Raw genomic sequence first — 23236 nt, 5'->3', positions numbered from 1 at the left:
GCGGCGCGCTGCCCCCGCCCCCCCCCCCCGCGACCCCCCCCCCCCCCCCCCGGCGGCCGCCCCCCCGTCCGGGGCGGACGGGGACGAACTCAGTCGCCGTCCGGGTCGTCGAAGCGGCGCCGGGACGCCTCGACGTGGCCGGCGTGCCGGCGGGTCCAGTGGCAGATGCCGTGCACCGTCTCCTGGAGTTCGCGGCCGGCCGGGGTGAGGGCGTAGTCGACCCGCGGTGGCACGGTGGCGTACGGAGTGCGCTCGACGATGCCGTCGCGTTCGAGGTTGCGCAGCGTCTGGCCGAGCATCTTGTGGCTGATCCCGTCGACCGCGGCCTTCAGCTCGCCGAAGCGCAGCGTCCGCTCCCCGAGGGCCTCGATGATCAGCAGTGCCCACTTGTCGGCGATCCGCGCGAACACCGACATGGCGATCGCACGGACCTCGGCCGTCACCTCCGGAGAGGTCCTCTCCACGGTCACCTGAAGGTTCCCCTGTCACCCGAAAGTGCGTTCTTCCAGGTCGACCCTAACTCTCCTACTGTTCCCGAGTGACCGGAACGATCAGTTGAGGGGGCGGACCATGACCATCCTGAAGACCTACGGCCGGGTGTGGAGCGACGACATGGACGCCGCGCTCGCCGTGCTGGTGGAGCTGGTGGAGGAACCCGCCCACCTGCGTTTCGCGTTCGGGGAGGTGGAGATCGCGGCGATCGGCGACTTCCTGGTGATCGCGGGCAGCCCCGAGGCGACGGCGCGACTCCCCCGGGCCTCCACGACCGTGGTCGTCTCGGACCTGACCGCCGTGGAGGCGCTGCTGACCGCCCGTGGTGCGACGCTCACCCACGGCCCGGAGCGGAGCCTGACCGGCTCCTACCTGTACGCCCGGCACGCCGACGGCGCGGAGGTCGAGTACGTCCAGTGGAAGCCCGAACTGATCACCCGGATCCTGGGCCGGGCGGGCCGACCGGGCTCGGACTGAGCCGGCGGCCCGCCCGGCTCAGGTCGTCCCCGCTCAGGTCGTCCCGCGATCGTTCCGGCCCGCGGCCTGCGCGGTCTCCGCCGCCCTGGCCGCCTGGCGCTGGCGCCGCCTCGCGCCCAGCCAGCCCGCCAGACCGATCAGTCCGCCCGCGATCGCCGCGGCGACCAGCTTGTGCAGCAACTCGGACACAACGACTCCGCTTCCCGAAAGTGGCCGGCGCAGAGGATCGCGCCGCCGTGAACACCGATGGCCCGACGTTAGGAAGCGGCGATGAAATCACCGTGAAAGCGGCCGCGGGCCCTGCCCCGGTCACGTTTCCGCAGGTGAGACGCCGTATGCACGACCGGCCAGATATGGCCGCTCCCCCGTCCTGTCCCCCGGCCGCCGCCCGGACCAGCATCGAGGCCTCAGCAGAAGCCCCGGAGCCGTCCGCCCCGGCCGGAGAACCAGAACCACGGAGCAGCCATGCCGCCGAGCCCGCCCGCCGTCGCCGCCCTCGACCCCCGCCAGCGCGACGTGCTGTACGCCATCGGCTGCGGCCTGACGGACGCCGAGATCGCCGCCTCGCTCGCCATTCCGGAACGCGCCGTGGCCGGCCACCTCGGCCGGATCCTGGCCACGCTCCGGCTGCGCGACCGGGCCGCCGCCATCGTCCACGCCTTCGACTGCGGACTGGTGACGCCCGGCCACGGCCCGCGCCGGCGGGCAGCGGACACCCCGTCACGGACCGGCGCTCGCCGGCCGGCGGACCGTACGCCCGACGCGGGCCTGCGGATCTCCCTCCTCGGTCCGCCGCGGGCCTGGCGGGACGGGCGACCCGTCGGCCTCGGGCCGGCTCGCCAGCAAGCCGTCCTCGCCGCACTGGCCCTGCGGCCGGACCGGGCGGTGGGCACGCACGAACTGCTGGACCGGATCTGGGGGATGGAGCCGCCGATCGGGAACGTCGTGCCGGTCTACATCTACCGGCTGCGCAAGATCCTGCGCACCGGGCCCGGGGGCGGCACGGACCCGGTGATCGAACGGGAGCAGGCCGGCTACCGGCTCAACCGCCGTGCGGTCGAGGTCGACGTGACCCGCGCCGAGGAGCTGGCCGCCGCAGCGACGACGGCCGAGCGCGCCGGTGACCTGGCCGAGGCCGTCCGCGCCTGCTCCCAGGCGCTGGACCTCTTCTACGGCGAGCCCCTGGCCGGCCTCCCCGGACGGTTCGCCGAACTCGAACGGCTACGGCTGACCGAACACCGGATCACCCTGGCCCAGCGGAAGGCGGAGTGGCAGCTTCAGCTGGGCCGGACCGCCGAGGCGACCGCCGAGCTGTCCGCCCTGGCCACGGCGCACCCGCTCAACGAGCAGGTCGTCGCACTCCTGATGCGCGCCCTGCACCAGGGCGGCCGGCAGGCCGAAGCCCTGGCCGTCTTCGACCGCACCCGCCACCGGCTGGGCGAGGAACTGGGGGTGCTCCCCGGCGAGTTGCTGCGCCGCACCCGGCAGACGCTGCTCCGCCGGGGCCGGAGCTCCTGACCGGGCCCGCGTCCGTCTCCAGGGAGCACGGAACCGGGCCGGTCTCCGGATCTTGATAGGGTCGAACGCCAGGGGGGGCTGTCGTGAGCGAGATACCGCAAGCACGTGAGGAACTGAACCGGCTGGGCCGGTCCCTGCGCGAGCAGATGGTCGCGCTGATCACCGACCTGACGCCCGGCGCGGATCTCCACCTGCTGTTCCTCGACGATCCGTTGCTCGCCGACTGGCACCAGCCGCTCCGCCACCACTTTTCGGCCCTGTTCCGCGGGGAACGTCCCGCGACCGTCACCGCCGCCGAGATCGCCTCCCGTGCGGCCGTCCTCCTCGACGCGGCCGGTTGGGACGTCACGACGTCGGAGGAGCAGCAGGACGGGAAGCGCGCCACCATGGTCCTCGCCCACCGTGACGGCAACGTCATCCGGGTCGGGACCGGCGACCACACCTCCGCCGTGATGTTCAGCGGGCGGACGCCGGCACTGGCACTCCGCGCGCCGAAGCCGTTCCAGCGGCCGGAGCCGGTGCGGACAGCGGAGACCGTCACACCCGGTTATGTCCTCTGCTACGAGTGCGAGGGCCTCGGGTGGTGCTACGGCTGCGGCGGTCGCGGGTGGAGGCCCAGCGAACCCCATGGGCGGACCCGCTGCAGGGAGTGCTCCGGGAGGAAGGTCTGCCCGATCTGCCGTGGCGGGGGTGAGCTGGCCGTCTCCCAGCTGTCGGAGTACCAGCGGGGCTACTACCCGGACGTGGACTGACACCGGACCGGTGTCCTGCGTCCTGCGTCCTGCGTCCACGGATGACACTCCCGCCGGACATGGCCGGAACTCGGCGGTGCACGGCGGGGAGTGGGGTTAGCCTGACGACATGGTTGCAAACTACAAGGAAGAAGTAGCCATGGGCGACCCGGAGTTCATCAGCGCACCCGCCCTGATCCTGCGGGCCCTGTCCACCGACCCGGACCGGCGCGCCATCACCACCGCCGACCGCGTCGAGGTCACCGCGGGCGACTTCGCCGCCGCCACCTACCGCCTGGCCCACGAGCTCGTCGCCCGGGGCGTCCGCCGCGGCGCGACCGTCACCCTCCTCACCGGCAACACCGCCGAGGCGCTCAGCGCCCGCTACGCCGCGGGCCTGGCCGGCGCGCGCGTGGTGAACCTGTACGACGGGATGAGCGCCCCGGTCCTGGCCGAGATCGTGGCCGGCGCGGACACCACCGTCCTGCTCGTGGACGCCGAACGGTACGCGGACGCGGCCGAGTTGCTGCCCCTGGTCGACGTCACGGCGGTCCTCGCGCTGGGGCCGGGCGGGCCCGCCGAGGACGTGATCGCCGCCTCCGCCGGCCGGCCCGCCGAGGACCCGGCCGTCCCCGTCGGCCCCGGCGACGACATCGGGATCCGCCACACCGGCGGCACCACCGGCATCCCCAAGGGCATCGTCAGCCTCCACGGCGCCTACCGCAGCATCCTCGACACCCCGTTCGACGGCCGTCCGCACGACGAGCCGCCCCGCCTCCTCGTCGCCACCTCGCTCGCCCACCTCGCGGGGGTGCTCGCCGACGTGACGCTCCACGCCGGCGGCTCGGTCGTCCTCCAGCGCTCCTTCGACCCCGGCGCGGTGCTCGCCGCCATCGAGCGCGAACGCGTCACCGACCTGTGGCTCCTGCCGCCGCTGCTCTACCGGCTGCTCGACCACCCGGCCATCGGCCGCACCGGCCTGGCCGGGCTCCACCGCATCACGTACGGCGGCTGCCCCTCCTCCCCGACCAGGATCCGCGAGGCCGTCAAGGTGTTCGGGCCCATCCTGGTCAGCCTCTACGGCATGTCGGAGGCGCAGAAGATCGCCGTGCTCACCCCGGACGAGTACGCGCGGTTCGGCGACGACGGCCCGCTGCCGGTCGGCCGGCCCTTCCCCGACGTGGAGGTGGCGATCCGGTCCGCCGACGGCACCGACCTGCCGGCCGGCGAACCGGGCGAGGTCCACGTGCGCTCCGCCACCCTGATGGCCGGGTACCTGAAGCGGCCCGACCTCACCGAGCAGGTGCTGCACGACGGCTGGCTCGACACCGGCGACGTCGGCTACTTCGACGCCGACGGCTACCTCTACCTCTCCGACCGCCTCAAGGACCTGATCATCGTGGTCGGCGGCCACGTCTACCCCACCGAGGTCGAGGACCTCCTCCTCACCCACCCGGCCATCGCCCAGTGCGCCGTCTACGGCGTGCGCGACGCCCAGGAGGCCGAACACGTCCACGTCGCCGTCGTCCCCGCGCCGGGGCAGCGGCCGCAGCTGGAGGACGTCCGCGCCTTCGTCACCGCGAACAAGGGCCGCATCTACGCGCCCGAGGCCCTGCACCTGGTGGACGCGATCCCGCTGACGGCCGTCGGCAAGCCGGACAAGAAGCGGCTCCGCGAGGCCCTCGCGGACTGAACCCGCGTTCGCCCGGACGGCGGGGCGCTCACCGAAACCCCACCGAACCCCGCACGGATCCACACCCGCTTTCAGCCCATGGTGGGGTTTGGCTCAATGAACCACCGCCCGGGTGCCGAGAAGCCAACGGGGGTGGCGGCGCTGAGGGCTGCCACCCCCACCACGGCCCGTCAGGGCGGATACCCGGTTGGAGAACACCGGGCGCAGCACTACCATCCGGCACATGATCATCTCTCATGACGTGGCCGGGACCGGACCCGCCGTCCTCCTGCTGCACTCCTCGGTGTGCGACCGCCGGATGTGGGACGCCCAGTGGCAGCCGCTGGCCGACGCGGGCTACCGGGTGGTGCGGTGCGACTTCCGGGGGTTCGGCGACTCCCCGCTGGCGGACCGCCCGTACAGCGACGCCGGAGACGTCCTCGCCCTGCTCGAACACCTCGGCATCGAGTCCGCCGCGCTGATCGGCGCCTCCCACGGCGGACGGGTCGCGCTGACGGTGGCCGCGCTGCGCCCGCACGCCGTGTCCGCACTCGCCCTGCTGGGGGCGGGCATGCCCGGCCACGTGCCCAGTGCGACGCTGCGCGCCTTCGGTGCGCGCGAGGACGAGCTGATCGAGGCCGGTGACGTGGCGGCGGCCGTCGAACTGAACGTCTCGACGTGGCTGGGGCCGGACGCGGACGAGGAAGCCCGCGAGAGCGTCCGGCGGATGCAGCGGCACGCCTTCGAGGTGCAGGCCGAGGCCACCGGCGGACCGGATTGCGAGGAGGTCGACCTCACCCGGATCACCGCCCCCACGCTGGCCGTCTCCGGCGCGCACGACCTGCCGGACTTCCGCGAGATCGCGGCCGCCCTGCCCGTCCGGCTCCCGGGCGCCCGCCACCTCGAACTGCCCTGGGCCGGCCACCTGCCGAACCTGGAACGGCCGCACGAGGTGACGCGGATGCTCGTCGATTTCCTCGCGGACACCGCCGGATCGCGGTAGCGGTGACGGCGCCGATCCCCCTGTGGAGGCCTCGGCGCGACGGAATCCTCCTAGCGCTCGAATGCTCCGGGGAGGCGGGTGAGCCCCCGACGCTCCTGCTCCGCCGTCCGCCAGGCCGCCGTGACCGCGCGGTGGGCGGCGGCCGTCGCCTCCGCGATGTCGCCCTCCAGGTGGAGCGGCGCGCCCACGTGGACGTGCACGGCCGGACGCCGCAGCGGGGCGGTGGCGAAGCCGGCGATCTGCTTGGTGGCGCTGCCCGAACTCAGGCGGCGCGCACCGCACTGGCCGAGCGGCACCACCGGGGCGCCGCTCGCCGCGGCCAGCCGGGCCAGGCCGGTGCGGAAGGCGCCCGGCTCGGCGTCACCGGAGTCCCGGCGCTCGGGAAGGCAGCCCTCGCCGTAGATCAGCACGACGCGGCCGGCCGCCAGCGCGGCCGCGGCCGAGTCGAGGGCCGAGGCCGCCCGGGCCGTCCCCCGGTGGACCGGGATGTGCCCGCCGGCCCGCAGCACCCCGCCGAGCACCGGGATCCGCCACAGCCCGGCGGTCGCCATCACCACCGGCTCGGTGCCGAGGCGGCGCAGCGCGGCCAGCACCACGCCCGGGTCCGCGAGGGAGCTGTGGTTGGCCACGACGATGCTGCCCGGGGCGACCGGGCCCGCCAGTTCGGAGGTGACGGACAGACGGCCGAGGACGGGGAGCAGCGTGCTGGCGATCCGGCTGAGCATGGACGTTCCTCTTCTGGCCTTCGACGCGCGGGCTGGTGCCGCCATCCTCGCGGAGCACCGCCGCCGGCCGCCTGAGTAGCCGTACTCAACCCGGCGTGGGGTCGCCCGTCCGCGACACCCCAACTCGGCTTCACCCAGGGCAGAACGCCGCGCCCTTCCCCCGGAGCCCGGGATCCATAGGCTGGAGGGGTGAGCACTCATGCGCCGAACGAAGCCCGCGTCATCCCCCTGCGCCCGAAGACCGCGCCGGCCGGTTCCGGCCGGGCGGCCGGTGCCCCGCAGCCGTCCGAGCCGAAGGAACCGCTGTGGCGCGACCTCGTCGGCGACGTGCTGCGGCGCGAACGGCTGGCGCAGGAACGCACGCTGAAGGACGTCGCCGACGAGGCCCGGATCTCGATGCCGTACCTGTCGGAGCTGGAGCGCGGACGCAAGGAGGCCTCCTCCGAGGTCCTCGCGGCCGCCGCCCGGGCCCTCGGCCTCGGCCTCGGCGACCTGCTCTCGCTCGCCCAGGAGGACCTCGCCCGGCACGCCCGGACCAGTCGGCTCGGCCGGAAGTCGCCCACGGCGCAGTCGCGGTACGACGGCCTCTGCCTCGTCGCCTGACCGGGCCGGCGGCCGGTACACCCCTGTGGTACCGGCCGCCGTGCCCGTGCCGTCAGCGGTCAAGCGGCTCAGGCGAACGCGAGCCGCCGGCTCAGCACCTCGTCGGCGATCCCGTACGCGACGGCCTCCTCGGCGGTGAGCACCTTCTCCCGGTCCATGTCCGCGCGCAGCGTCGCCACGTCGTGGTGCGTGTGCCGGGACAGGACCTCCTCCACCTGCGAGCGGATGCGGACCATCTCCTTGGCCGCGAGGCTGAGGTCCGAGACCGTCCCCTGCCGCCCGCCGCTGGCCGGCTGGCCCAGCAGCACCCGCGCGTGCTGGAGCACGAACCGCCGCCCGGGATCCCCGCCGGCCAGCAGCACCGCCGCCGTCGACGCCGCCTGGCCCACGCAGAACGTGGAGATCGGCGCCTGGACGAACGTCATCGTGTCGTAGATCGCCATCAGCGAAGTGAACGATCCGCCGGGCGAGTTGAGGTAGATCGAGATCTCGCGCTCCGGGTTCTCCGACTCCAGGTGCAGGAGCTGGGCGATGACCACGTTGGCGACGCCGTCGTCGATCTCGGTGCCGAGGAAGATGATCCGCTCGTTCAGCAGCCGGCTGAAGACGTCGTAGGACCGCTCGCCCTGCGCGGTGCGCTCGATCACGTACGGAACCGTGTACGACCCCATGTCACAGCCCCATCCGTCGGCGCGACGAGGCCGGGCGGATGTCGGCGAGCGACTCCACCACCCGGTCCACGATCCCGTACTCCCTGGCCTGTTCGGCCGTGAACCAGCGGTCGCGGTCGCCGTCGCGCGCGATCGTCTCCTCGCTCTGCCCGGTGTGCTCGGCGGTGATCCGCTCGATGGCCTTCTTGGTGAACAGGAGGTTCTCCGCCTGGATCTCGATGTCCGCGGTGGAGCCCCCGATGCCCGCCGACGGCTGGTGCATCATGATCCGCGCGTTCGGCAGCGCGAACCGCTTGCCGGCCGCGCCGACGCTGAGCAGGAACTGCCCCATGCTGGCGGCGAAGCCCATCGCCAGCGTCGAGACGTCGTTCGGGATGAGCCGCATGGTGTCGAAGATGGCGAGCCCCGCGGTGACCGACCCGCCCGGGCTGTTGATGTACAGGCAGATGTCGGTGCGCGGGTCCTCCGCCGAGAGCAGCAGCAACTGCGCACAGACCCGGTTGGCCGACACGTCGTCGACCTGCGTGCCCAGCAGGACGATCCGCTGGGCGAGCAGTTGAGCCGCGAGGTGGTCGTCGAACCGGCTGGGCGGGGTGTCTCCCTCCTCCGCGCGGGGCAGGAGGGTGCCGAGTGGAGTCATCAGGTCTCCTCGAAGAGCCGGGGATGCTGTCCCCATCACTCTCGACCGCCGAAGACCCTCGGATGCGATTTCTCTGCCCGCCGCAGATTCGCCACGGGCAGAGCCCAGCCGGCGGTGCGCGGCAGGCGCCCGCCGATGGCCGCTGCGTGGGCTACCCGGCGTCGCGCGGGGGCAGGCGGCGGGTGATCCGGTCGAACAGGTCGGCCAGTGGCTCGGCGACCTCCCGGCCGAACTCGGTCAGCCCGTAGGTGACCTGAGGCGGTGACGTCGGTTCGACCTCGCGCCAGACCAGGCCGTCCTGGACCAGGACGCGCAGGGTCTGGGCGAGCATCTTCTCGCTGATCCCGTGGATGCTCTCGCGCAGCTCGTAGAAGCGCAGCGCGTTGCTCCCCAGCGAGATCAGCACCCAGACGCCCCACCTGCTGGTCACGTGGTCGACCACGTCGCGCGCGGGGCAGTCGGTGTGAAACACCTCATACCGCTTGCCGGCCTCGGCCTGCCTGAACTGCATTCCTCCCACCATGTTATGAGCTTACCTCAAGGTATGTCCTTACGAAAGATTAGCTCCGACTCCTACCATGAAGGCCACCTCAGGAAATCGAGCCATCGAGCTGTCGAGCTGTCGAGCAAGGAGCTGATCATGATCGTGGTGACCGGGGCCACCGGAAACGTGGGCCGACCGCTGGTGCAGGCGCTCGCGACCGCGGGCCACCAGGTGACGGCGGTGTCGCGACGCACTGCGCCGGTACCGGACGGAGTCCGCCATGTCGCGGCCGACCTCACCGGGCCCGCCGGCCTTGAGCCCGTCCTGACGGGGGCGAAGGCACTGTTCCTCCTGCTGTCCGGCGACATGCACGCCGCCAGCGCCGACCCCGACGACATCATCGGCCGGGCCGCGGCTCGCGGGGTCCGGCGCATCGTCCTGCTGTCCTCGCAGGGTGTGGCGACCAGGCCGTTCGGCCCGACGCGGATCGCGATACGCGGCGTGGAGGACGCCCTGCGCGAGTCCGGAACGGAGTGGACGATCCTCCGGCCGGGCGGCTTCGCCTCGAACGCCCTCTGGTGGGCCGAGTCCGTCCGTACGCAGCGCGTCGTCGCCGCCCCCTTCGGCGACGTCGGCGTGCCGATCGTCGACCCGGCCGACATCGCCGAGGTCGCGGCGGCCTGCCTGGTGGAGGACGGGCACACCGGCGGCGTCTACGAGTTGACCGGCCCGGAGCTCATCACGCCCCGCGGGCAGACAGAGGCCATCGCCGCCGCGCTGGGCTCGCCCGTCCGGTTCGCCGAGCTCACGCGCGAGGAGGCCAGGTCGGCGATGTCCCGGGCCATGCCGGTGGAACTCGCTGACGACACCCTGGACATCCTCGGCTCCCCGAACCCGGCCGAACTGCGGATCAGCCCCGACGTCCAGCGCGTCCTCGGCCGCGCGCCGCGCCCGTTCGCCGACTGGGCCGCACGCAACGTCGCCGCGTTCCGCTGATCACAGGCCGACGGCCGGCCCCCACCTCGACGAGCGTGGGGGCCGGCCGTCCTCACTCCGCCGCCGCCTGGTCAGGCGTCAGCTGCCACCCCGGCAGTTGACGACGACCGCGACCGTGGCCGCACGTCAGCGCACGGTCACGGTGAACACGGGCGACGCGGTGTTCCCGCTGACGATGCGCAGCTCGTTCAGGCCCTTGATGCCGAGCTTCACGCCGAGCGAGTAGGCGCCGTTGCGGTTGGTGTTCACGGACGCCGGCAGGGTGACCCACTTGCCGTGCTGCTTCTGCTGCAGGGTCACCTTGGTGCCCGGCTTGAGGCCGGTGGTCGTGCCGTTGACCCGGAACAGCTCCCAGGCACGGACGGACGTCACCGACGGCTTGGCGGTGATCCCGGCCTGGGCGGCGGCCGCGGCGGCGACGGGCTGCGCCGCCGGGGCGGACGGGGTAGCGGCGATGGCGGTGCCCGCCAGGCCGATGGAGAGCACGCTGACGGCGGTCACGGCGGCCAGGCGCATGGAGTTCCGCTTGGAGACGATCACGGGTACACCTCTTTCGAGGGGAGGTGGGTGCCGGCCCGACCGCGGTGTCCGGTGCGATTCGGGCCCTGTCATGTATACGGACGCCGCACCGCGCCGGTCGGTTGTGGTCGAAACGTCACTGCCTTGTAACAGCCTGCGACTACCCCGGCCCGCCCTCGTCCGACCGACCCCCTGTCATCACCCCGTCAACCCTGTGGTGTGATCGTCCTGTTGACGTACGACCGACAGGAGCTCGTCTCATGACCACCACGCCCACTCCCACCCGGCTGACCGTCGGCCCGCACACCTTCGACGCGCTCGCCGCCGGGCCCGCCGACGGTGAACTCGTCCTGCTGCTGCACGGTTTCCCCGAGTTCGCCGACTGCTGGACCGCCGAACTGACGGCACTGGCCGCCGCCGGCTACCGCGCGGTCGCCGTCGACCAGCGCGGCTACTCCCCCGACGCCCGCCCCGAGGACATCGCCGACTACGCCGTCGAGCACCTCGTCGCGGACGCCCTCGGCTTCGCCGACGCACTGGGCTCGCCGCGCTTCCACCTGGTCGCCCACGACTGGGGCGGCCTCGTCGCCTGGGCGCTGGCCTCCGCCCACCCGGAGCGGCTCCACAGCCTGACCGTCCTCGCGACGCCGCACCCCGAGGCGCTCTTCGAGGCCATGAACAACGGCAGCGACCAGCGCGAGCGCTCGCAGTACGTCAAGCTCTTCCGCCAGCCGGGCAACGTCGCCGAGCAGGGGATGCTCGCCGACGGCGCGGCCCGCCTGCACACCCTCTACCGGGGCGCACTGACGGAGGAGCTCATCGAGTCCAACGTCCGTCGCCTCACCGAGCCGGGCGCACTGACCGCCGGCCTCAACTGGTACCGCGCGATCAACGACGAACTCCGGGTGCCCGCCGGGGAGATCACCGTCCGCACGCTCTTCGTCTGGGGCACCGAGGACATGGCCCTGGGTCGCGACGCCGCCGAACTGACGGCCAAGCACGTGAGCGCCCCCTACCGCTTCGTCCCCCTGGAGGGCGCCACCCACTGGCTCCCGGAAGCCGACGCCGACCGCATCATGCCCCTCCTCCTGGAGCACCTCGCGGGCTGACCGGAGCCGCGGTCCCGACCGGCCACGCCAGCCGGGCTCAGAGGAACACGATGGCCTTGCCGTCGGCGATGCTGGCCCGGCAGGCGCGGTACAGCTGGTGCCAGGCGATCTTCTCCGTTTCGAAGGGGGACCCCGGCTCAAGGTCCGCGAGGCTGGAGTCCTCCGCCGCGGGGAGCGTGCCGTCGGCGTCGAGGTGGATGCCGAGTGACGGTGCGAGGCTCGCCAGTTCGGCCAGCAGGCGCTGGCTGGAGCCGACCATGCCATAACCGGCGACGTCCGATTCTTCCGGGAGGAAGAGCGGATCGTCGAAGTCCACGGGTATGTAGTAGCCCGAATTGTCGGCGTGGCAGAGCAGATGGGAGGCGAACATGGACGTCTCGTCCTGGATCTTCCGGCCGTCGCGCTCGTACTGCTCGGCGTCGGTCTCCAGCGCGGGAGTGAGCGGCTCGCCGCGCCCGGCGAGCACGAAGACGCGACGCAGGTGGTACAGGTAGCTGTACGGGAAGTGGGCGGAGACGGCGGGCGCGGCGGGCGGATCCGCGATCTCCGGCTCGTGCCAGTCGACGCCGCTCTCCGCGAGCGCCGCGCTCAGGCGCGCGAACGCGCGTCGGAAGTGCGCCAGTCCCTCGGCGTCGTTCCTCGCCTGGTCATCCAGGAGTCCCACGGTGATCGAAAGTCCCATGACCGCAGACAGTAGCGGTCACGACCGACAGCGGCCGACGCCGGTGCGCCGGGCAGTTCGCGGTGAACCGGATCGCCTGACGGGTGTCGCACGTCGGCTTGCCTTCTCGGCCGGCCCGGGCCGGCCTCTCCCCCGTCGTGCACGGCGCCGCGCGCGTCAGCCGCACAGCGCTGCCGTTTGCGCCTGCATCATCCCCTTGCTCAGCGGGACGGGCGGCTCGCCCTTCAGGTCGGCGCCGAGGTCGTAGAGGTTGCCGACGAGGACCAGCTGCCGCTCACCGTCGGTGGTGGTGAGCGAGACGCTGGTGAAACCGGGCCCGCCGCCGTCGGTCTCCCAGGCGCCGATCGTCCGGGTGCCCGGAGCCGCACCGCACGACACGTCCATGTGCTGCACGCCGAGTCCGTACGCCGGTGCGTGCGGGAACTGCACCGTCGTGAGGAGTTCGCGCTGCTGGGCGGGGCGCAGCAGCTCGCCGGTGAACAGGGCCCGGTGGAAGTGGGCCAGGTCGTTGACGGTGGAGATCATGGCGCCGGCGGTCCAGTCGTAGGACGGGCTGAAGCGCGTCACGTCCTCGTGCTTGAAGTCGTAACCGTGCAGATGGGGGCCGTGGATGGCCGGATCGGTCAGCGGGAAGGCGGTGTCGTCGAGGCCGAGCGGGGCGAGGATCCGCCGGTGGATCTCGGCGGAGGCGCTGTGGTGCGTGACCGCTTCGATGACCAGACCGGCGACCAGGTAGTTCGTGTTGGAGTACGACCAGCCGGATCCGGGCGCGAACAGCGGCTCGTGCCGGACGGCGCGGGCGATCACCTCGCGCGGGGTGTAGACGTAGTCCCGGTCGTGGCCCTCCAGGTAGGGGGCGAAGAACTCGGGCTCGGTGGTGGGGTCGTAGATGCCCGCGGTGTGGTTGAGCAGGTGGCGGACGGTGATGGCCGAGCCGTCGTTGCCGTTCCCGTCGACCACTCCGGGCAGCCACTTCTCCACGCTGTCGTCCAGGGACAGCCTTCCCTCCCCTTCCAGTTGCAGCAGCACCGTCGACACGAACGACTTGGTGTTGCTGGCGATCCTGAACCGCTGGTCCGGCCAGGCCCGCTCACCGGTCGCGAGGTCCGCGACCCCGGCCGCCACCCGCGACTCCCGCTCCCCGTCCCTGGCGTAGGCCAGGACCCCCGGGAACCCGTCCGCGACCGCCTGCTCGACGCCCTCGGCGAGGCCGGCCGGCGGCGCCGTCTCCCCCGACACCGACACCAACAGCGGCCCTCTCCCCGGCACCCGCACCGGCTCCGCGACGGCCGTAGCCGGGAGAAGCCCCGTGACCGCCACCGCGCACACGCCCGCCCACAGCGCCGCCGTCCCCGTACGTGCCCTCATCGACATCCCCTGTTCGTGCTGCCCGTTCCCCGTTCACGCCCAGCGTGCCGCGCCGGCCAACCCCTTGCCCAACCGGCTACCACCCGAATAGTTGCGGGGGTTAGCCCCCCAGGTCAGGTGACGGAGCTGGAGGCGCGCACCATGAAGAACGACGGCAACCCGCTCGGTCCGACGAACGTGCGTGGAGAGCACGGGCATCGGCGGCCGCATCCTTCCGTTCGCCGTCCACGCGGTGCCGACGGTGACCGTCAGGCGAGCGCCGCCTTCGTCAGTACCCCGGCCGCCTTCCCGTCCACCAGCACCACCACCGCCGCGTGCCCGCCCGCCAGCGCGGCCCGCGCCTCGGCGGCCGGCTGCCCGACCCCGACCGTCGGCAGGGCCGGCCCGAGCAGCGGGCGCACCGGGCCGTCGGGCTTGGCGCCGCCGTCCGCGAGGGCCGCCCGGAGCACCTCCCAGGACACCGAGCCGAGCACCTCCGCCTCGGCCACCCCGTACGGCCGCGCCGCCCGCGGCAGCACCGCCGGGGCGACCCCGCCCGGCACGGCCCGCAGGGCCTCCAGCGCCTCGCCGACGGTCGCGTCCGCGCCGACCGTCACCAGCGGGCCGGCCCCCTCCAGGGCCGCCCGCAGCTCGCCCTCCCCCGGCTCCTCCAGGAAGCCCAGGCGCCGCATCCACCCGTCGTTGTGGACCTTGGACAGGTAGGACCGGCCGGAGTCCGGCAGCAGCACCACGACCAGGTCGTCCGGTCCCAGCCCGCGCGCCACCCGCAGCGCCGCCGCCACCGCCGTCCCGGACGAGGGGCCGGCCAGGATGCCCTCCTCGCGCGCGAGCCGGCGGGCCGTCAGCAGCGACTCGCGGTCCGGGACGCGCTCGAACCGGTCGATCACCTCCGAGCGGTAGGCCTGCGGCCAGCGGTCCTCGACCGTCTCGGGGTGGAGGAAGTGGCCGATGCTCTCGACGAACCACGGGCTGCCGTCGCCGCCCCCGTACGACGAGGACTCGGGATCCGCGCCGACGACCGTCACCGCACCGCCGGAGGCCTGCTTGAGGTACCCGCCGGTGCCGGTGACGGTGCCTCCGGTGCCCACGCCCGCGACGAAGTGGGTGACCCGGCCCCCGGTCTGCTCCCAGATCTCGGGGCCGGTGGTCCGCACATGGGCGTCCGGATTGGCCAGGTTGTCGTACTGGTTGGCGAGCCAGGCACCGGGGATCTCCTCGGTGAGCCGCCGGACCACGTTGAACAGGTGCCGCGGGTCCTCCTGCGGCACGGAGGTCGTCGCGAGCACCACCTCGGCCCCGTACGCCCGCAGGATGTCCGCCTTCTCGGGCGCCGACTTGTCCGACACCCCGGCGATCACCCGGTACCCCCGCCGGCGGCCCACGATGGCGAGCCCGATGCCGGTGTTGCCGGACGTCGCCTCGATGATCGTCCCGCCGGGCGCCAGGAGCCCGTCCCGCTCGGCGGCCAGGATCATCGACAGCGCGGCACGGTCCTTGACGCTCCCGCCGATGTTGAGGAACTCGGCCTTGGCGTAGATCGGCGCGGCGATCCCGGCCCCCAGCCGCGCGAGGCGGAACAGCGGCGTCCCGCCGATCGCGTCGAGGACGGACTCGTGCACTGCGGTCATCGGGCGCTCCTTCATCCGGGTCAACGTGCAACCGGGTCAACGTGTGCAGACATGTCCGAGCCTGCCCACGCCTGCGCCCCGGTAGACGGGTCCGGGGCGAGGTCGGTCACATGTCTCCCCAGACGGTGAAGAAGAGCACGATGGGGACCACGCTCAGCAGGACGCCGATCGCCTTGCCGATCGGGCCGCCGTTCTTCCGGCCCGCGAGGAGCAGCACGAAGCCGGACGGGAAGAAGCCCACGAGGATGGGCAGCGGCATCATCAGCCACGGCAGCGAGACCACGAGCTCCAGGCCGAACTGCAGCCAACCGACGACGAGACAGGCCACGCGAAAACCCCAGCGCCCGGGCACCGCCAGGGGAATCAGGGTGCTGAAGCCGGCCAGGCACCACCGGGTGAGCGTCTCCCCGTCGGCTCCTGCGTGACCCGTCGCGTACGTGACGGCGTAGACCAGCCACGAGGCACCGGCACAGGCGGCGAGCCCCCACGGCCGAGGCTCGGCGTAGTGCTGCGCGAAGGATCGCATCATCATCCACCCCCAGGATGCTTTGAACGCGTTCAAGGTGCTTGAACGCGTTCAAAATAGCACCGCCGTCCACCCCGCGAAGACCCACCCCCTCACGGGCGGACGACCCTCGCGCGACCCCGCCCGACCAGGTGTCCGAGCGATCCGTGAGACTGGCCAGCGCAAGGACCGGCCATCGCACCACCTCGGGGGAGACATGCACGACCCGCTCGACGGGCTCGACGACATCGACTGGGCCGCGTTGAACCACGCCTACGGACCCGCCACCGACGTCCCCGGCCTGCTGCGCGACCTCACATCACCGGATCCGGCCGAGCGCGACCACGCGCTGGACGCCCTGTACGGAGGGGTCCACCACCAGGGCGACGTGTACGACTCCACCCTCGCCTGCCTGCCGTTCCTCTGTGCGCTCGCCGCCGCTCCGGCCGTCGCCGACCGAGGCTCCCTGCTCACCCTGCTCGACAGCATCGGCGAGAGCGCCGCCCGGCGCGCCGAACTGGCCGATCACCTCCCCGACCCGCAGGCCGTCGTCACCAGGGCGCAGGAGACCGGCTGTTGGGGCGACGACCTGGAGCTCGCGTACGGCCTGCTGGCGCGCGAAGCGCTGGAACAGCGGCTGCCCGGCCTGACCGCACTGCTGGCCGACGCCGAACCGGACGTGCGCGCGGCAGCCGCCGTCCTCCTGGCAGGCCGCCACACCCGACCCGCAACCGTCCTGGACCTCATCACCACGCCGGCCGCCGCCGAGGAGCACGATCCGACGGTCCGCCACGCCCACGTCATCGCCCTGAGCACCCTGGCCGGGCGGCTGAGCGACGACCCGCCGCAGCAACTGCGGGCCACGCGGGCGCTGGCCGGGCTCGCCGAGCCCGGCCAGGACCCGGCGACGGAACTGGCCGCGCTCGCCGCCCTCGCCCGCCACACCCCGCAGCACCTGCCCGAGGGCCTCGCGGACCGGGCGACGGCCGCCCTGGACCGCGCCCGGCAGCACCCCACCGCATCACCCGGCGAGCCCCGCCCCGAAACCGGCACCCTCCTCTCGCACCTGCGCACCCTGCAGACCGCGTCCTTCACCGAGGACACCGACGAACTCGTCGCCGAAGCACTCGACGACCTCATCGACGCCCTCGGCGACCGGGTGGCGGAACGTCACCGGCTCGTGCTCCACACACTGCGCCACGGAGACCCGCACAGCCCGCAGGCCGCCGTCGACCGGGCGGGCGACCTGCACAGCGGATGGCGCGTCCCCGACGCGGACGCCGCACGGACCGCCGAAGCGCTGGGCCGGCTCCTCCGCGGCTCCGACCCGCAACTCGCCGCAGCAGCGGCCCAGGAGCTGCGCCTCGGCCGGTTCCCGCTCTCTCCCGACCTGCTCGACACCGCCGCCACGATCGCCGACGACGGCCGGTACCGCACCGGCTGGGGCTGGGAGCGCTACCTGCCCGGCCAGTGCATCCAACTCCTCGCCGCCGCGGGCGACGAACGGGCCGTCGGCCTCCTCGCGCCGCTGCTCGCCGGCCGCTCCGTCCCCGAGGACCTGGCGCTCTACTGCCGCCAACTTCGCCCGCACGCCCACGAGATGCTCTCCGCACTGCTCTCCCGGGCGCACCCCGCGACCGAGCGCTGCGAGGTGGACGGCGTCATCGACGACACCGCCCTGGCCGAAGTCGGCCGGCTCCTCGCCGCCATGGCCGCCACCGGCCACCCGCGGGCGCACGTGGTGATCGGCCCGGTGCTTGCCGCGTGCCTCGACCTCACCCGGGACACCACCGGCTCGCTGCACCACGGCCTCCGCACGGTCCTGTCCGACCCCGAGGGCCTCGGCCTCGACGCCGAGGACGCCCTGCCCGTCCTGCGCGAACTGCTCGGCGACCCGTACCCCGTCACCCGGGTCGACGCCGCCCGCGCGCTGTGGCACGCCGGACAGGACCCCGCCGAGATCCTGCCCGTGCTCGACGCCCTGATCGCGGACACCGACGACTGGTTCCCGCGCTTCCACGCCCTCGAACTGGCCGCCGTGATGGGCCCGGACGCCGCCCCGCTCGAGGACCGCATCCGTACCGCCCTCGCCGCCGAACTCGCCATCGAGGAGCACGACCGAACCCTCGTCCGCCTCCTCCTCGCCGCCCGGGCCACCGGACCTGCGGAATCCCATGCCCGGCCCGACGACGGCCTGCTGCGCACCCTGTGGACGCGCAGTCGCCCCGTCCGCCCGCTCATCGCGGCGGCACTGCGGCGCGAGCAGGCCGAGCGCGACCTCCCGGACGGCTTCCCGGAACTGCTGCACGCCGAACTCGCCGACCCCCGCCGCGTCGACAACAACGGCGACCACAGCCGCGGGACGCGGTACGACACCGACGCCGACGACCGCTTCCGCGCCGACTGCCGGGCCCTGCTCGCGGAGCAGCCGGACTGATCGCCGGCCGGCGGCGGCTCCGCGGTGACGATGTGACGATGTGACGGTGAAGGCGAGCGCACGAGCCCCGGATTCCCGGATTCCCGGACGGCGAGGACACGGCCGTCCGTTTCCGGGATGCTGAAGTCCCCCGAGCTGAAGTCCCCCGAGCCTAGGGAGAAGAGACCATGGAGAAGTTCGTCCCGAAGTTCCAGGGCGCTCCCTGGCCCGACGGCGCGCGCGTCCTGCACGTCTACGCCGTCCCCGACCAGGCGGCCCACCCCCCGCTGGCCCGCCTGGTGGCCGAGTGCCACGAGGCGATGCGCCCGTTCCCGATCACCCCGCTCGTCGACGGCACGCTGCACTGCACCGTCGAGATGGTCGCCGACACCACGGCCGACAAGATCACCGCGGACGAGCGCGACGATCTCCTCGCCACCCTGCACGAGCACCTGGCCACGGCCGGTCCGCTGGAGGTCGTCGTCGGCTCCCCGATCGCCAACCGGGCCGGCGCCTTCCTGGATGTGTCCCCCGACGACGGCCTCGTCGACCTGCGCGAGCGCGTCCGCGACGCCATCCGGGAGGTGCGCGGCCCCGGCGCCCTGCTCCACAACGGCGGCAGGCCCCACATCTCCCTCGGCTACGCCTGGGCCGAGGCCTCCTCGGACGCCCTGCAGACCGCACTCCGCCGGATCTCCCCGAGCCACGTCCCCGTCCGCTTCACCGGGCTCCACCTGCTCGACGTCCTCTTCGAGCAGCGTCCCCGCCCGCAGGGCGAGACGGCCTGGGAACTGTCCTGGGAGACGGTCGGGACCGTGGCGTTCCCCGACCGTCGCTCGACCGCCTGACCCGTCCGCCTCGTCGGCCGGCCGTTCGAGTCCGGCCGGGGGCTGGAGGTCATCGTGGCCGGAGAACATGGCGCGGTCCGTGGAGGTGGCCAGGACGAGCCCAGGCGAACTGGCCGGCGAGCAGCCGTGAACTGCTTGTATACCCTCTGGCTCGACGGCAAGGCGACCCGCGCCTCCTGGGGCGGGTCGCGCCGCCAACTCACCAACCGCACCCGCCTCCTGGAGAACCCGGCATGACCTGGACCGAGCACACCGTGGTACGCGATGGCGTCCGCATCTCCTGCCGCGACTGGAGCGGTTCCGGAGCCCCGGTGCTCCTGCTGCACGGACTGGCCGGCCACGCGGGCGAATGGGACACCATCGCCCGGAGCCTGAGCCCCCGCCACCGGGTCGTCGCCGTGGACCAGCGCGGCCACGGCGCCAGCACGCGCCGCCCCGGAGACGTCTCCCGCGCCGCGTACGTCGCCGACGTCGCCGCTGTCGTCGAACAGCTCGACCTGCACCGCCCGGTCCTGGTGGGGCAGTCGCTGGGCGGCCACACCGCCATGCTCACCGCCGCCGCGCACCCCGACCTCCCGGGCGGCCTCGTCCTCGTCGAGGCGGGAGCCGGCGGCCCGAGCCCGGACGTCCCCGCCGAGATCGGCGCGGCGCTGGAGGCGTGGCCGAGGCCCTTCCCGTCACACCGCGCGGCGGTCGAGTTCTTCGGGGGCGGCGCGGTCGGCGAGGCCTGGGCGGACGGGCTGGAGGAACGGGACGGCGGCTGGTGGCCGCGCTTCGACCGGGACGTGACGGTCGAAGCGCTGGCGGAGAACGCCCGGCGCGCCTTCTGGGACGAGTGGACGGGCATCACCTGCCCGACACTGGTCGTCCTGGGCCAATCGGGCATCATCCCCCGGGACGAGACGGAGGCCATGCTCCAACGCCGCCCCGAGACGGTGGCCATGAGCGTCCCCGCAGCGGGCCACGACGTCCACCTGGAACAGCCCGAGACCCTGTGCCGGGCACTGCACGAGTTCCTCGAACAGGTCGCCGCGGGGACGATCGACCGATGACCGGCCCCGTGGACCGTGACCGCACCCTTGAGGAGCTGATGATCGGACAGGACGTCGGCCTGGCTCATCTCCTGCCACTCGCATGGGAGGTGCTGCGGGACGACCCGATGGCGGAGGGCGACATGTATGCGGGCGATCTGCTGAACACAGTGCTGACCAGGAGCCCGGCAGTCTGGAGCGAGACGCCCGGGCTCGCGCAGGAGCTCGGAGCGATCGTCTCGGAGTCGAGCGACCTGCCGCCGGACCTGGTGCAGAAGGCGAGGGGGTTCCTGGGCCGGTAGGAGCCCGCTGCGGCCCCGCCTACAAGTCCGCCAGGAACTCGGCCAACGACGGCGCGACCAGGCGACCACCGGGGTGGCCGGCCTCTTGGAGCAGGATCTCGCCGGTGGCGTTGTCGAGGGCGAAGGACAGGTCGGAGTAGGTGCCGGCGACGGGGAACGTGATGACACCGCCGAACTCCGCCGCCTGCCGCCGCGCGAGTTCGGCCAGACCGCGCACGGTGCGCTGGAGTTCCGCTTCGTTCCACAGCGTGCGGAGCGACACCGATTCACCGGAGTGCTCCAACCCGTCCACCGGGCCGCACCAGAGGCTGCCGTAGAACGCTGTCACGTCCGGATGCAGCACCCCGCCGATGGCGGCGACTGCGGCCTCAAGACCGGCGAAGTCGGGGGCCCGGTCCATTGGCACAGGCTTCCACCGGATCATGCCGTCGGGGTCGGGCTCCCCCAGCTGACAGGGCGACTGCCACTCGGGGTCGTACTCCACGACGTTCAGACCGGCTCGATCAAGACCCGGCCAGAGTCCGTCGAGAAGCAGGGCGGCGAGCCCGGTCCGCGTATCGTGCCCGGTCAAGTGAACTCCCCGTCAACGCTCTGGTCTGCACTCGGCACGTGGCACGCTACCGGGCCGGTACGACCACGGGCGCTCGGGGTGAGTGACCCTCAGTAGATCCCGGAGAACCGGTCCCACCAGGTCGGCCGCGTCACGTGGCTGGAGAGCGGGCTCGGTCCTCGGTAGTCGGTCTCGATGAGCTCCTCGGGGATCACCACGTACTGGAGGTCTGCCAACGCCCGGCAGACGGTCGCAGAGGTCGGCGGCGTCCAATTCCGCCTCGGTCGACGTCATCCGCACATTTTGTCGCAACGGCCGTATCCGGATCCACCCGGTTCGCCCCGCGCCGGGAGGCGGTGAGTGGCGGGCCCGTCGATACTGGGCGGGACCCCGAGGAGGAGATCGTGGACTACGGTTTCGGCGTCCGGCTCGGCCGGCCGTTCGCGGAGGCGGTGGAGGCCGTCACGGCCGCGCTCAAGGAGCAGGGCTTCGGTGTCCTGACCACCATCGACATCCGGGCGACCCTCCGGGAGAAGATCGGCGAGGAGGTCGAGGACTACGTGATCCTCGGTGCCTGCAACCCCTCCCTCGCCCACCGCGCGCTCCGGGCCGACCGGCGGATCGGGCTGCTGCTCCCGTGCAACGTGGTCGTCCGGGCGGACGGTGACGGCGCCGTCGTCGAGGCCGTCGATCCCCAGGTGCTGGTCGCGCTCGCGGGGTCGGACGGTGGGCTCGACGAGGTCGCGGACGAGGCCGGGCGGCGGCTGCGGGCCGCGCTCGGCTCGCTGCGGGACTGAGGGTGCCGGCCGTGAACGCACCCGTCGTCGTCGGATTCGACGGTTCGCCCGAAAGCCTCGCGGCCACCGAATGGGCCGTCCGCGAGGCGCAGCGCCGCCGGTGTCCGCTCACACTCCTCCAGGCCTGGCCCGGGCCGCATCGGGATGTGGCGGGACGGGACGAGACCTTCCGCCGCGCACAGGAGCAACTCGCCTCCCGGGAAGCGGAATTGAGCGAGATGACACCCGGGGTGGCGGTGACCGCGTCGCCGGTGTCGGGTGACCCCGTCGAGGCGTTGGAGGAGGCCGGCCGAACCGCCGCCCTGCTCGCGCTCGGCTCGCACGGCCTCGGCACCATCCGCGGGTACCTGACCGGCTCGGTGAGCCAGGAGGTGCTGCGCCGGGCGGCCTGTCCGGTGGTGCTCGTCCGCGCGCAGGCCCCGGGCGCACAGGGAGGCGAGTCGGACGGTCCCGTGGTCGTCGGGCTCGACCTGGCGCACCCTGCGGAGGACGTGCTGGCGTTCGCCTTCGAGGCCGCCGCCGTCCGCTCGGCGCCGCTGCGGGTCGTCCACGTGTGGTCCCCGCCGGCCGGGACCGAGTACATGTCGTACGGCGCCATCGGCGGGCTGGAGGGCGAGATCTCCAGCGTCGAGTGGAACGGGCTCGCCAAGGCCGTGGAGGTCTGGCGGGCCCGTCACCCCGGGGTGAGCGTGACCGCCGACCTGGTCCGGGGCAAGGCGGCCGTCGAGCTCGTGGACGCGGCGGCGACGGCCAGGCTGCTCGTCGTGGGCCGCCGCACCCGGCACACGCCCCTGCGCCACCACCACCTGGGGCCCGTCGCGCACGCCGTGGTCCACCACGTCCACTGCCCGGTCGCCGTCGTCCCGTACGGCTGACCCGGCCGGCGCCCGTCACCCGGGTGGCAGGCCGTACTGGCGCCGGCAGGGGACGGCACGCACGGTGGACGAGGGGCTTCAACGGTTCACAGGACGGTGACGGTACAGGTGGCGACACAGATGAACGCGCACGATTCCGCTCCCCGCGTCGTGGTCGGCGTCGACGGCTCGCCGTCGTCGCACGCCGCGCTGCGCTGGGCCCTCCGGCACGCCACCCTGATCGGCGGCGTCGTGGACGCGGTGGGCGCCTGGGAGCCGCCGAGCCACATCGGCTGGTCGGCGCCCGTGGTCGACCACTCCTTCGACCGGGAGGTGGCCGAGAAGCGGTTCGCCGACGAGCTCGACCGCGTACTCGGCGACCGGGTGCTCGGCGAGGGCCGGACGGTGGAGGTGCGGCGGACGATGGTGATGGGCGACCCGTCCGACGTGCTCCTGAACGCCTCCCGGGGCGCCGAGCTGCTCGTGGTGGGCAGCCACGGCCGCAGCGGCTTCAGCCGCGCCCTGCTCGGCTCGGTCAGCACGCGCGTGACGCAGCACGCCACGTGCCCGGTGGTCGTCGCCCGCGCGCACTGACGGGTCTCGGGGCTCCACCGT

28 protein-coding genes are annotated in these 23236 nt (G+C 73.2%); 15 read left to right on the top strand and 13 right to left on the bottom strand.

Features of this window, described 5'->3' with window-relative positions; genetic code table 11:
• Window positions 1-89: 89 nt before the first annotated feature.
• Window positions 90-416, bottom strand: a complete 327-nt coding sequence (locus ACFV4F_RS04235) for a winged helix-turn-helix transcriptional regulator (protein WP_380500393.1) — start codon at window positions 414-416, stop codon at window positions 90-92.
• 154 nt (window positions 417-570) lie between these two features.
• Here ACFV4F_RS04235 and ACFV4F_RS04230 point away from each other — a divergent pair, with 154 nt between their 5' ends.
• Complete coding sequence (locus ACFV4F_RS04230) at window positions 571-969, top strand: VOC family protein (RefSeq protein WP_380500366.1); 399 nt, start codon at window positions 571-573, stop codon at window positions 967-969.
• 33 nt (window positions 970-1002) lie between these two features.
• Here ACFV4F_RS04230 and ACFV4F_RS04225 read toward each other — a convergent pair whose 3' ends face one another.
• Entirely contained in the window at window positions 1003-1158 is a 156-nt protein-coding gene (locus ACFV4F_RS04225; RefSeq protein WP_380446112.1) for a hypothetical protein, read from the bottom strand.
• A 276-nt stretch (window positions 1159-1434) separates the two neighbouring features.
• On the opposite strand from ACFV4F_RS04225, the gene ACFV4F_RS04220 reads away from it, so the two are divergent.
• From ACFV4F_RS04220 to ACFV4F_RS04205, 4 genes are all read left to right on the top strand, one after another.
• Entirely contained in the window at window positions 1435-2487 is a 1053-nt protein-coding gene (locus ACFV4F_RS04220) for a BTAD domain-containing putative transcriptional regulator (protein WP_380500365.1), read from the top strand.
• 83 nt (window positions 2488-2570) lie between these two features.
• Window positions 2571-3239: a hypothetical protein gene (locus ACFV4F_RS04215; protein WP_380500364.1), complete on the top strand. Its 669-nt coding sequence runs from the start codon at window positions 2571-2573 to the stop codon at window positions 3237-3239.
• A gap of 109 nt (window positions 3240-3348) precedes the next feature.
• A complete protein-coding gene (locus ACFV4F_RS04210) occupies window positions 3349-4911 on the top strand; it encodes an AMP-binding protein (RefSeq protein ID WP_380500363.1) in 1563 nt (520 codons plus the stop codon).
• Between the two features lie 223 nt (window positions 4912-5134).
• The gene (locus tag ACFV4F_RS04205; protein ID WP_380500362.1) at window positions 5135-5893 is read left to right on the top strand and encodes an alpha/beta fold hydrolase; all 759 of its coding nucleotides are present in this window, start codon (window positions 5135-5137) and stop codon (window positions 5891-5893) included.
• Between the two features lie 50 nt (window positions 5894-5943).
• Here ACFV4F_RS04205 and ACFV4F_RS04200 read toward each other — a convergent pair whose 3' ends face one another.
• Window positions 5944-6618, bottom strand: coding sequence for a lysophospholipid acyltransferase family protein (locus ACFV4F_RS04200; RefSeq protein ID WP_380500361.1), 675 nt, complete (start codon window positions 6616-6618; stop codon window positions 5944-5946).
• A 189-nt stretch (window positions 6619-6807) separates the two neighbouring features.
• On the opposite strand from ACFV4F_RS04200, the gene ACFV4F_RS04195 reads away from it, so the two are divergent.
• A complete protein-coding gene (locus ACFV4F_RS04195; protein WP_380500360.1) occupies window positions 6808-7221 on the top strand; it encodes a helix-turn-helix domain-containing protein in 414 nt (137 codons plus the stop codon).
• Between the two features lie 68 nt (window positions 7222-7289).
• On the opposite strand, the gene ACFV4F_RS04190 is transcribed toward ACFV4F_RS04195, so the two are convergent.
• From ACFV4F_RS04190 to ACFV4F_RS04180, 3 genes are all read right to left on the bottom strand, one after another.
• Window positions 7290-7892, bottom strand: coding sequence for a ClpP family protease (locus tag ACFV4F_RS04190; protein WP_380446105.1), 603 nt, complete (start codon window positions 7890-7892; stop codon window positions 7290-7292).
• A gap of 1 nt (window position 7893) precedes the next feature.
• On the bottom strand, window positions 7894-8532 hold the full coding sequence (locus ACFV4F_RS04185; protein ID WP_380446104.1) for an ATP-dependent Clp protease proteolytic subunit: 639 nt from the start codon (window positions 8530-8532) through the stop codon (window positions 7894-7896).
• 151 nt (window positions 8533-8683) lie between these two features.
• Window positions 8684-9043: a winged helix-turn-helix transcriptional regulator gene (locus ACFV4F_RS04180; protein WP_380446103.1), complete on the bottom strand. Its 360-nt coding sequence runs from the start codon at window positions 9041-9043 to the stop codon at window positions 8684-8686.
• 129 nt (window positions 9044-9172) lie between these two features.
• Between ACFV4F_RS04180 and ACFV4F_RS04175 the strand changes: the two genes are divergently transcribed.
• On the top strand, window positions 9173-10012 hold the full coding sequence (locus tag ACFV4F_RS04175; protein WP_380500359.1) for an SDR family oxidoreductase: 840 nt from the start codon (window positions 9173-9175) through the stop codon (window positions 10010-10012).
• 126 nt (window positions 10013-10138) lie between these two features.
• Here the strand turns inward: ACFV4F_RS04175 and ACFV4F_RS04170 are convergent, their stop codons facing one another.
• A complete protein-coding gene (locus ACFV4F_RS04170) occupies window positions 10139-10549 on the bottom strand; it encodes a hypothetical protein (RefSeq protein ID WP_380446114.1) in 411 nt (136 codons plus the stop codon).
• A gap of 242 nt (window positions 10550-10791) precedes the next feature.
• Here ACFV4F_RS04170 and ACFV4F_RS04165 point away from each other — a divergent pair, with 242 nt between their 5' ends.
• Window positions 10792-11640: an alpha/beta fold hydrolase gene (locus ACFV4F_RS04165; protein WP_380446101.1), complete on the top strand. Its 849-nt coding sequence runs from the start codon at window positions 10792-10794 to the stop codon at window positions 11638-11640.
• A gap of 37 nt (window positions 11641-11677) precedes the next feature.
• Here ACFV4F_RS04165 and ACFV4F_RS04160 read toward each other — a convergent pair whose 3' ends face one another.
• From ACFV4F_RS04160 to ACFV4F_RS04145, 4 genes are all read right to left on the bottom strand, one after another.
• Window positions 11678-12322 carry a hypothetical protein gene (locus tag ACFV4F_RS04160; RefSeq protein ID WP_380500358.1) on the bottom strand — a complete coding sequence of 215 codons (645 nt, stop codon included), beginning with the start codon at window positions 12320-12322 and terminating at the stop codon, window positions 11678-11680.
• Between the two features lie 156 nt (window positions 12323-12478).
• Entirely contained in the window at window positions 12479-13690 is a 1212-nt protein-coding gene (locus ACFV4F_RS04155; RefSeq protein ID WP_380500357.1) for a serine hydrolase domain-containing protein, read from the bottom strand.
• Window positions 13691-13938: 248 nt separating this feature from the next.
• Window positions 13939-15318, bottom strand: a complete 1380-nt coding sequence (locus ACFV4F_RS04150) for a pyridoxal-phosphate dependent enzyme (RefSeq protein WP_380500356.1) — start codon at window positions 15316-15318, stop codon at window positions 13939-13941.
• Between the two features lie 106 nt (window positions 15319-15424).
• On the bottom strand, window positions 15425-15850 hold the full coding sequence (locus ACFV4F_RS04145; protein WP_380500355.1) for a hypothetical protein: 426 nt from the start codon (window positions 15848-15850) through the stop codon (window positions 15425-15427).
• A gap of 190 nt (window positions 15851-16040) precedes the next feature.
• Between ACFV4F_RS04145 and ACFV4F_RS04140 the strand changes: the two genes are divergently transcribed.
• The 4 genes from ACFV4F_RS04140 (at window position 16041) to ACFV4F_RS04125 (ending at window position 20420) form a co-directional block, all read left to right on the top strand.
• On the top strand, window positions 16041-18260 hold the full coding sequence (locus ACFV4F_RS04140; RefSeq protein ID WP_380500354.1) for a hypothetical protein: 2220 nt from the start codon (window positions 16041-16043) through the stop codon (window positions 18258-18260).
• Between the two features lie 167 nt (window positions 18261-18427).
• On the top strand, window positions 18428-19087 hold the full coding sequence (locus ACFV4F_RS04135; RefSeq protein WP_380500353.1) for a 2'-5' RNA ligase family protein: 660 nt from the start codon (window positions 18428-18430) through the stop codon (window positions 19085-19087).
• 233 nt (window positions 19088-19320) lie between these two features.
• Window positions 19321-20139 carry an alpha/beta fold hydrolase gene (locus tag ACFV4F_RS04130; protein WP_380500352.1) on the top strand — a complete coding sequence of 273 codons (819 nt, stop codon included), beginning with the start codon at window positions 19321-19323 and terminating at the stop codon, window positions 20137-20139.
• A gap of 38 nt (window positions 20140-20177) precedes the next feature.
• Window positions 20178-20420, top strand: a complete 243-nt coding sequence (locus tag ACFV4F_RS04125) for a contact-dependent growth inhibition system immunity protein (protein ID WP_380500351.1) — start codon at window positions 20178-20180, stop codon at window positions 20418-20420.
• Between the two features lie 19 nt (window positions 20421-20439).
• On the opposite strand, the gene ACFV4F_RS04120 is transcribed toward ACFV4F_RS04125, so the two are convergent.
• On the bottom strand, window positions 20440-20991 hold the full coding sequence (locus tag ACFV4F_RS04120; RefSeq protein WP_380500350.1) for a SecY-interacting protein Syd: 552 nt from the start codon (window positions 20989-20991) through the stop codon (window positions 20440-20442).
• 89 nt (window positions 20992-21080) lie between these two features.
• Window positions 21081-21206: a hypothetical protein gene (locus ACFV4F_RS04115; protein ID WP_380500349.1), complete on the bottom strand. Its 126-nt coding sequence runs from the start codon at window positions 21204-21206 to the stop codon at window positions 21081-21083.
• 168 nt (window positions 21207-21374) lie between these two features.
• On the opposite strand from ACFV4F_RS04115, the gene ACFV4F_RS04110 reads away from it, so the two are divergent.
• The 3 genes from ACFV4F_RS04110 (at window position 21375) to ACFV4F_RS04100 (ending at window position 23215) form a co-directional block, all read left to right on the top strand.
• A complete protein-coding gene (locus ACFV4F_RS04110) occupies window positions 21375-21767 on the top strand; it encodes a DUF302 domain-containing protein (protein WP_380492148.1) in 393 nt (130 codons plus the stop codon).
• 11 nt (window positions 21768-21778) lie between these two features.
• Window positions 21779-22642: a universal stress protein gene (locus tag ACFV4F_RS04105; protein WP_380500348.1), complete on the top strand. Its 864-nt coding sequence runs from the start codon at window positions 21779-21781 to the stop codon at window positions 22640-22642.
• Between the two features lie 120 nt (window positions 22643-22762).
• Window positions 22763-23215, top strand: a complete 453-nt coding sequence (locus ACFV4F_RS04100; protein WP_380446088.1) for a universal stress protein — start codon at window positions 22763-22765, stop codon at window positions 23213-23215.
• Window positions 23216-23236: the final 21 nt, after the last annotated feature.

The organism is Kitasatospora sp. NPDC059722 (genome assembly GCF_042733235.1).
In the GTDB taxonomy this organism is placed as follows: domain Bacteria; phylum Actinomycetota; class Actinomycetes; order Streptomycetales; family Streptomycetaceae; genus Kitasatospora.
The sequence above is the reverse complement of the archived record's forward strand: the minus strand, read 5'-3'. Positions and strand labels throughout refer to the sequence as shown.

Coding starts and splice junctions, on each gene's coding strand:
- ACFV4F_RS04235 (WP_380500393.1), bottom strand. CDS start 416: ATGTCGGTGTTCGCGCGGATCGCCGACAAGTGGGCACTGCTGATCATC.
- ACFV4F_RS04230 (WP_380500366.1), top strand. CDS start 571: ATGACCATCCTGAAGACCTACGGCCGGGTGTGGAGCGACGACATGGAC.
- ACFV4F_RS04220 (WP_380500365.1), top strand. CDS start 1,435: ATGCCGCCGAGCCCGCCCGCCGTCGCCGCCCTCGACCCCCGCCAGCGC.
- ACFV4F_RS04210 (WP_380500363.1), top strand. CDS start 3,349: ATGGTTGCAAACTACAAGGAAGAAGTAGCCATGGGCGACCCGGAGTTC.
- ACFV4F_RS04205 (WP_380500362.1), top strand. CDS start 5,135: ATGATCATCTCTCATGACGTGGCCGGGACCGGACCCGCCGTCCTCCTG.
- ACFV4F_RS04200 (WP_380500361.1), bottom strand. CDS start 6,618: ATGCTCAGCCGGATCGCCAGCACGCTGCTCCCCGTCCTCGGCCGTCTG.
- ACFV4F_RS04190 (WP_380446105.1), bottom strand. CDS start 7,892: ATGGGGTCGTACACGGTTCCGTACGTGATCGAGCGCACCGCGCAGGGC.
- ACFV4F_RS04185 (WP_380446104.1), bottom strand. CDS start 8,532: ATGACTCCACTCGGCACCCTCCTGCCCCGCGCGGAGGAGGGAGACACC.
- ACFV4F_RS04180 (WP_380446103.1), bottom strand. CDS start 9,043: ATGCAGTTCAGGCAGGCCGAGGCCGGCAAGCGGTATGAGGTGTTTCAC.
- ACFV4F_RS04175 (WP_380500359.1), top strand. CDS start 9,173: ATGATCGTGGTGACCGGGGCCACCGGAAACGTGGGCCGACCGCTGGTG.
- ACFV4F_RS04165 (WP_380446101.1), top strand. CDS start 10,792: ATGACCACCACGCCCACTCCCACCCGGCTGACCGTCGGCCCGCACACC.
- ACFV4F_RS04160 (WP_380500358.1), bottom strand. CDS start 12,322: ATGGGACTTTCGATCACCGTGGGACTCCTGGATGACCAGGCGAGGAAC.
- ACFV4F_RS04155 (WP_380500357.1), bottom strand. CDS start 13,690: ATGAGGGCACGTACGGGGACGGCGGCGCTGTGGGCGGGCGTGTGCGCG.
- ACFV4F_RS04150 (WP_380500356.1), bottom strand. CDS start 15,318: ATGACCGCAGTGCACGAGTCCGTCCTCGACGCGATCGGCGGGACGCCG.
- ACFV4F_RS04145 (WP_380500355.1), bottom strand. CDS start 15,850: ATGATGATGCGATCCTTCGCGCAGCACTACGCCGAGCCTCGGCCGTGG.
- ACFV4F_RS04140 (WP_380500354.1), top strand. CDS start 16,041: ATGCACGACCCGCTCGACGGGCTCGACGACATCGACTGGGCCGCGTTG.
- ACFV4F_RS04135 (WP_380500353.1), top strand. CDS start 18,428: ATGGAGAAGTTCGTCCCGAAGTTCCAGGGCGCTCCCTGGCCCGACGGC.
- ACFV4F_RS04130 (WP_380500352.1), top strand. CDS start 19,321: ATGACCTGGACCGAGCACACCGTGGTACGCGATGGCGTCCGCATCTCC.
- ACFV4F_RS04125 (WP_380500351.1), top strand. CDS start 20,178: ATGATCGGACAGGACGTCGGCCTGGCTCATCTCCTGCCACTCGCATGG.
- ACFV4F_RS04100 (WP_380446088.1), top strand. CDS start 22,763: ATGAACGCGCACGATTCCGCTCCCCGCGTCGTGGTCGGCGTCGACGGC.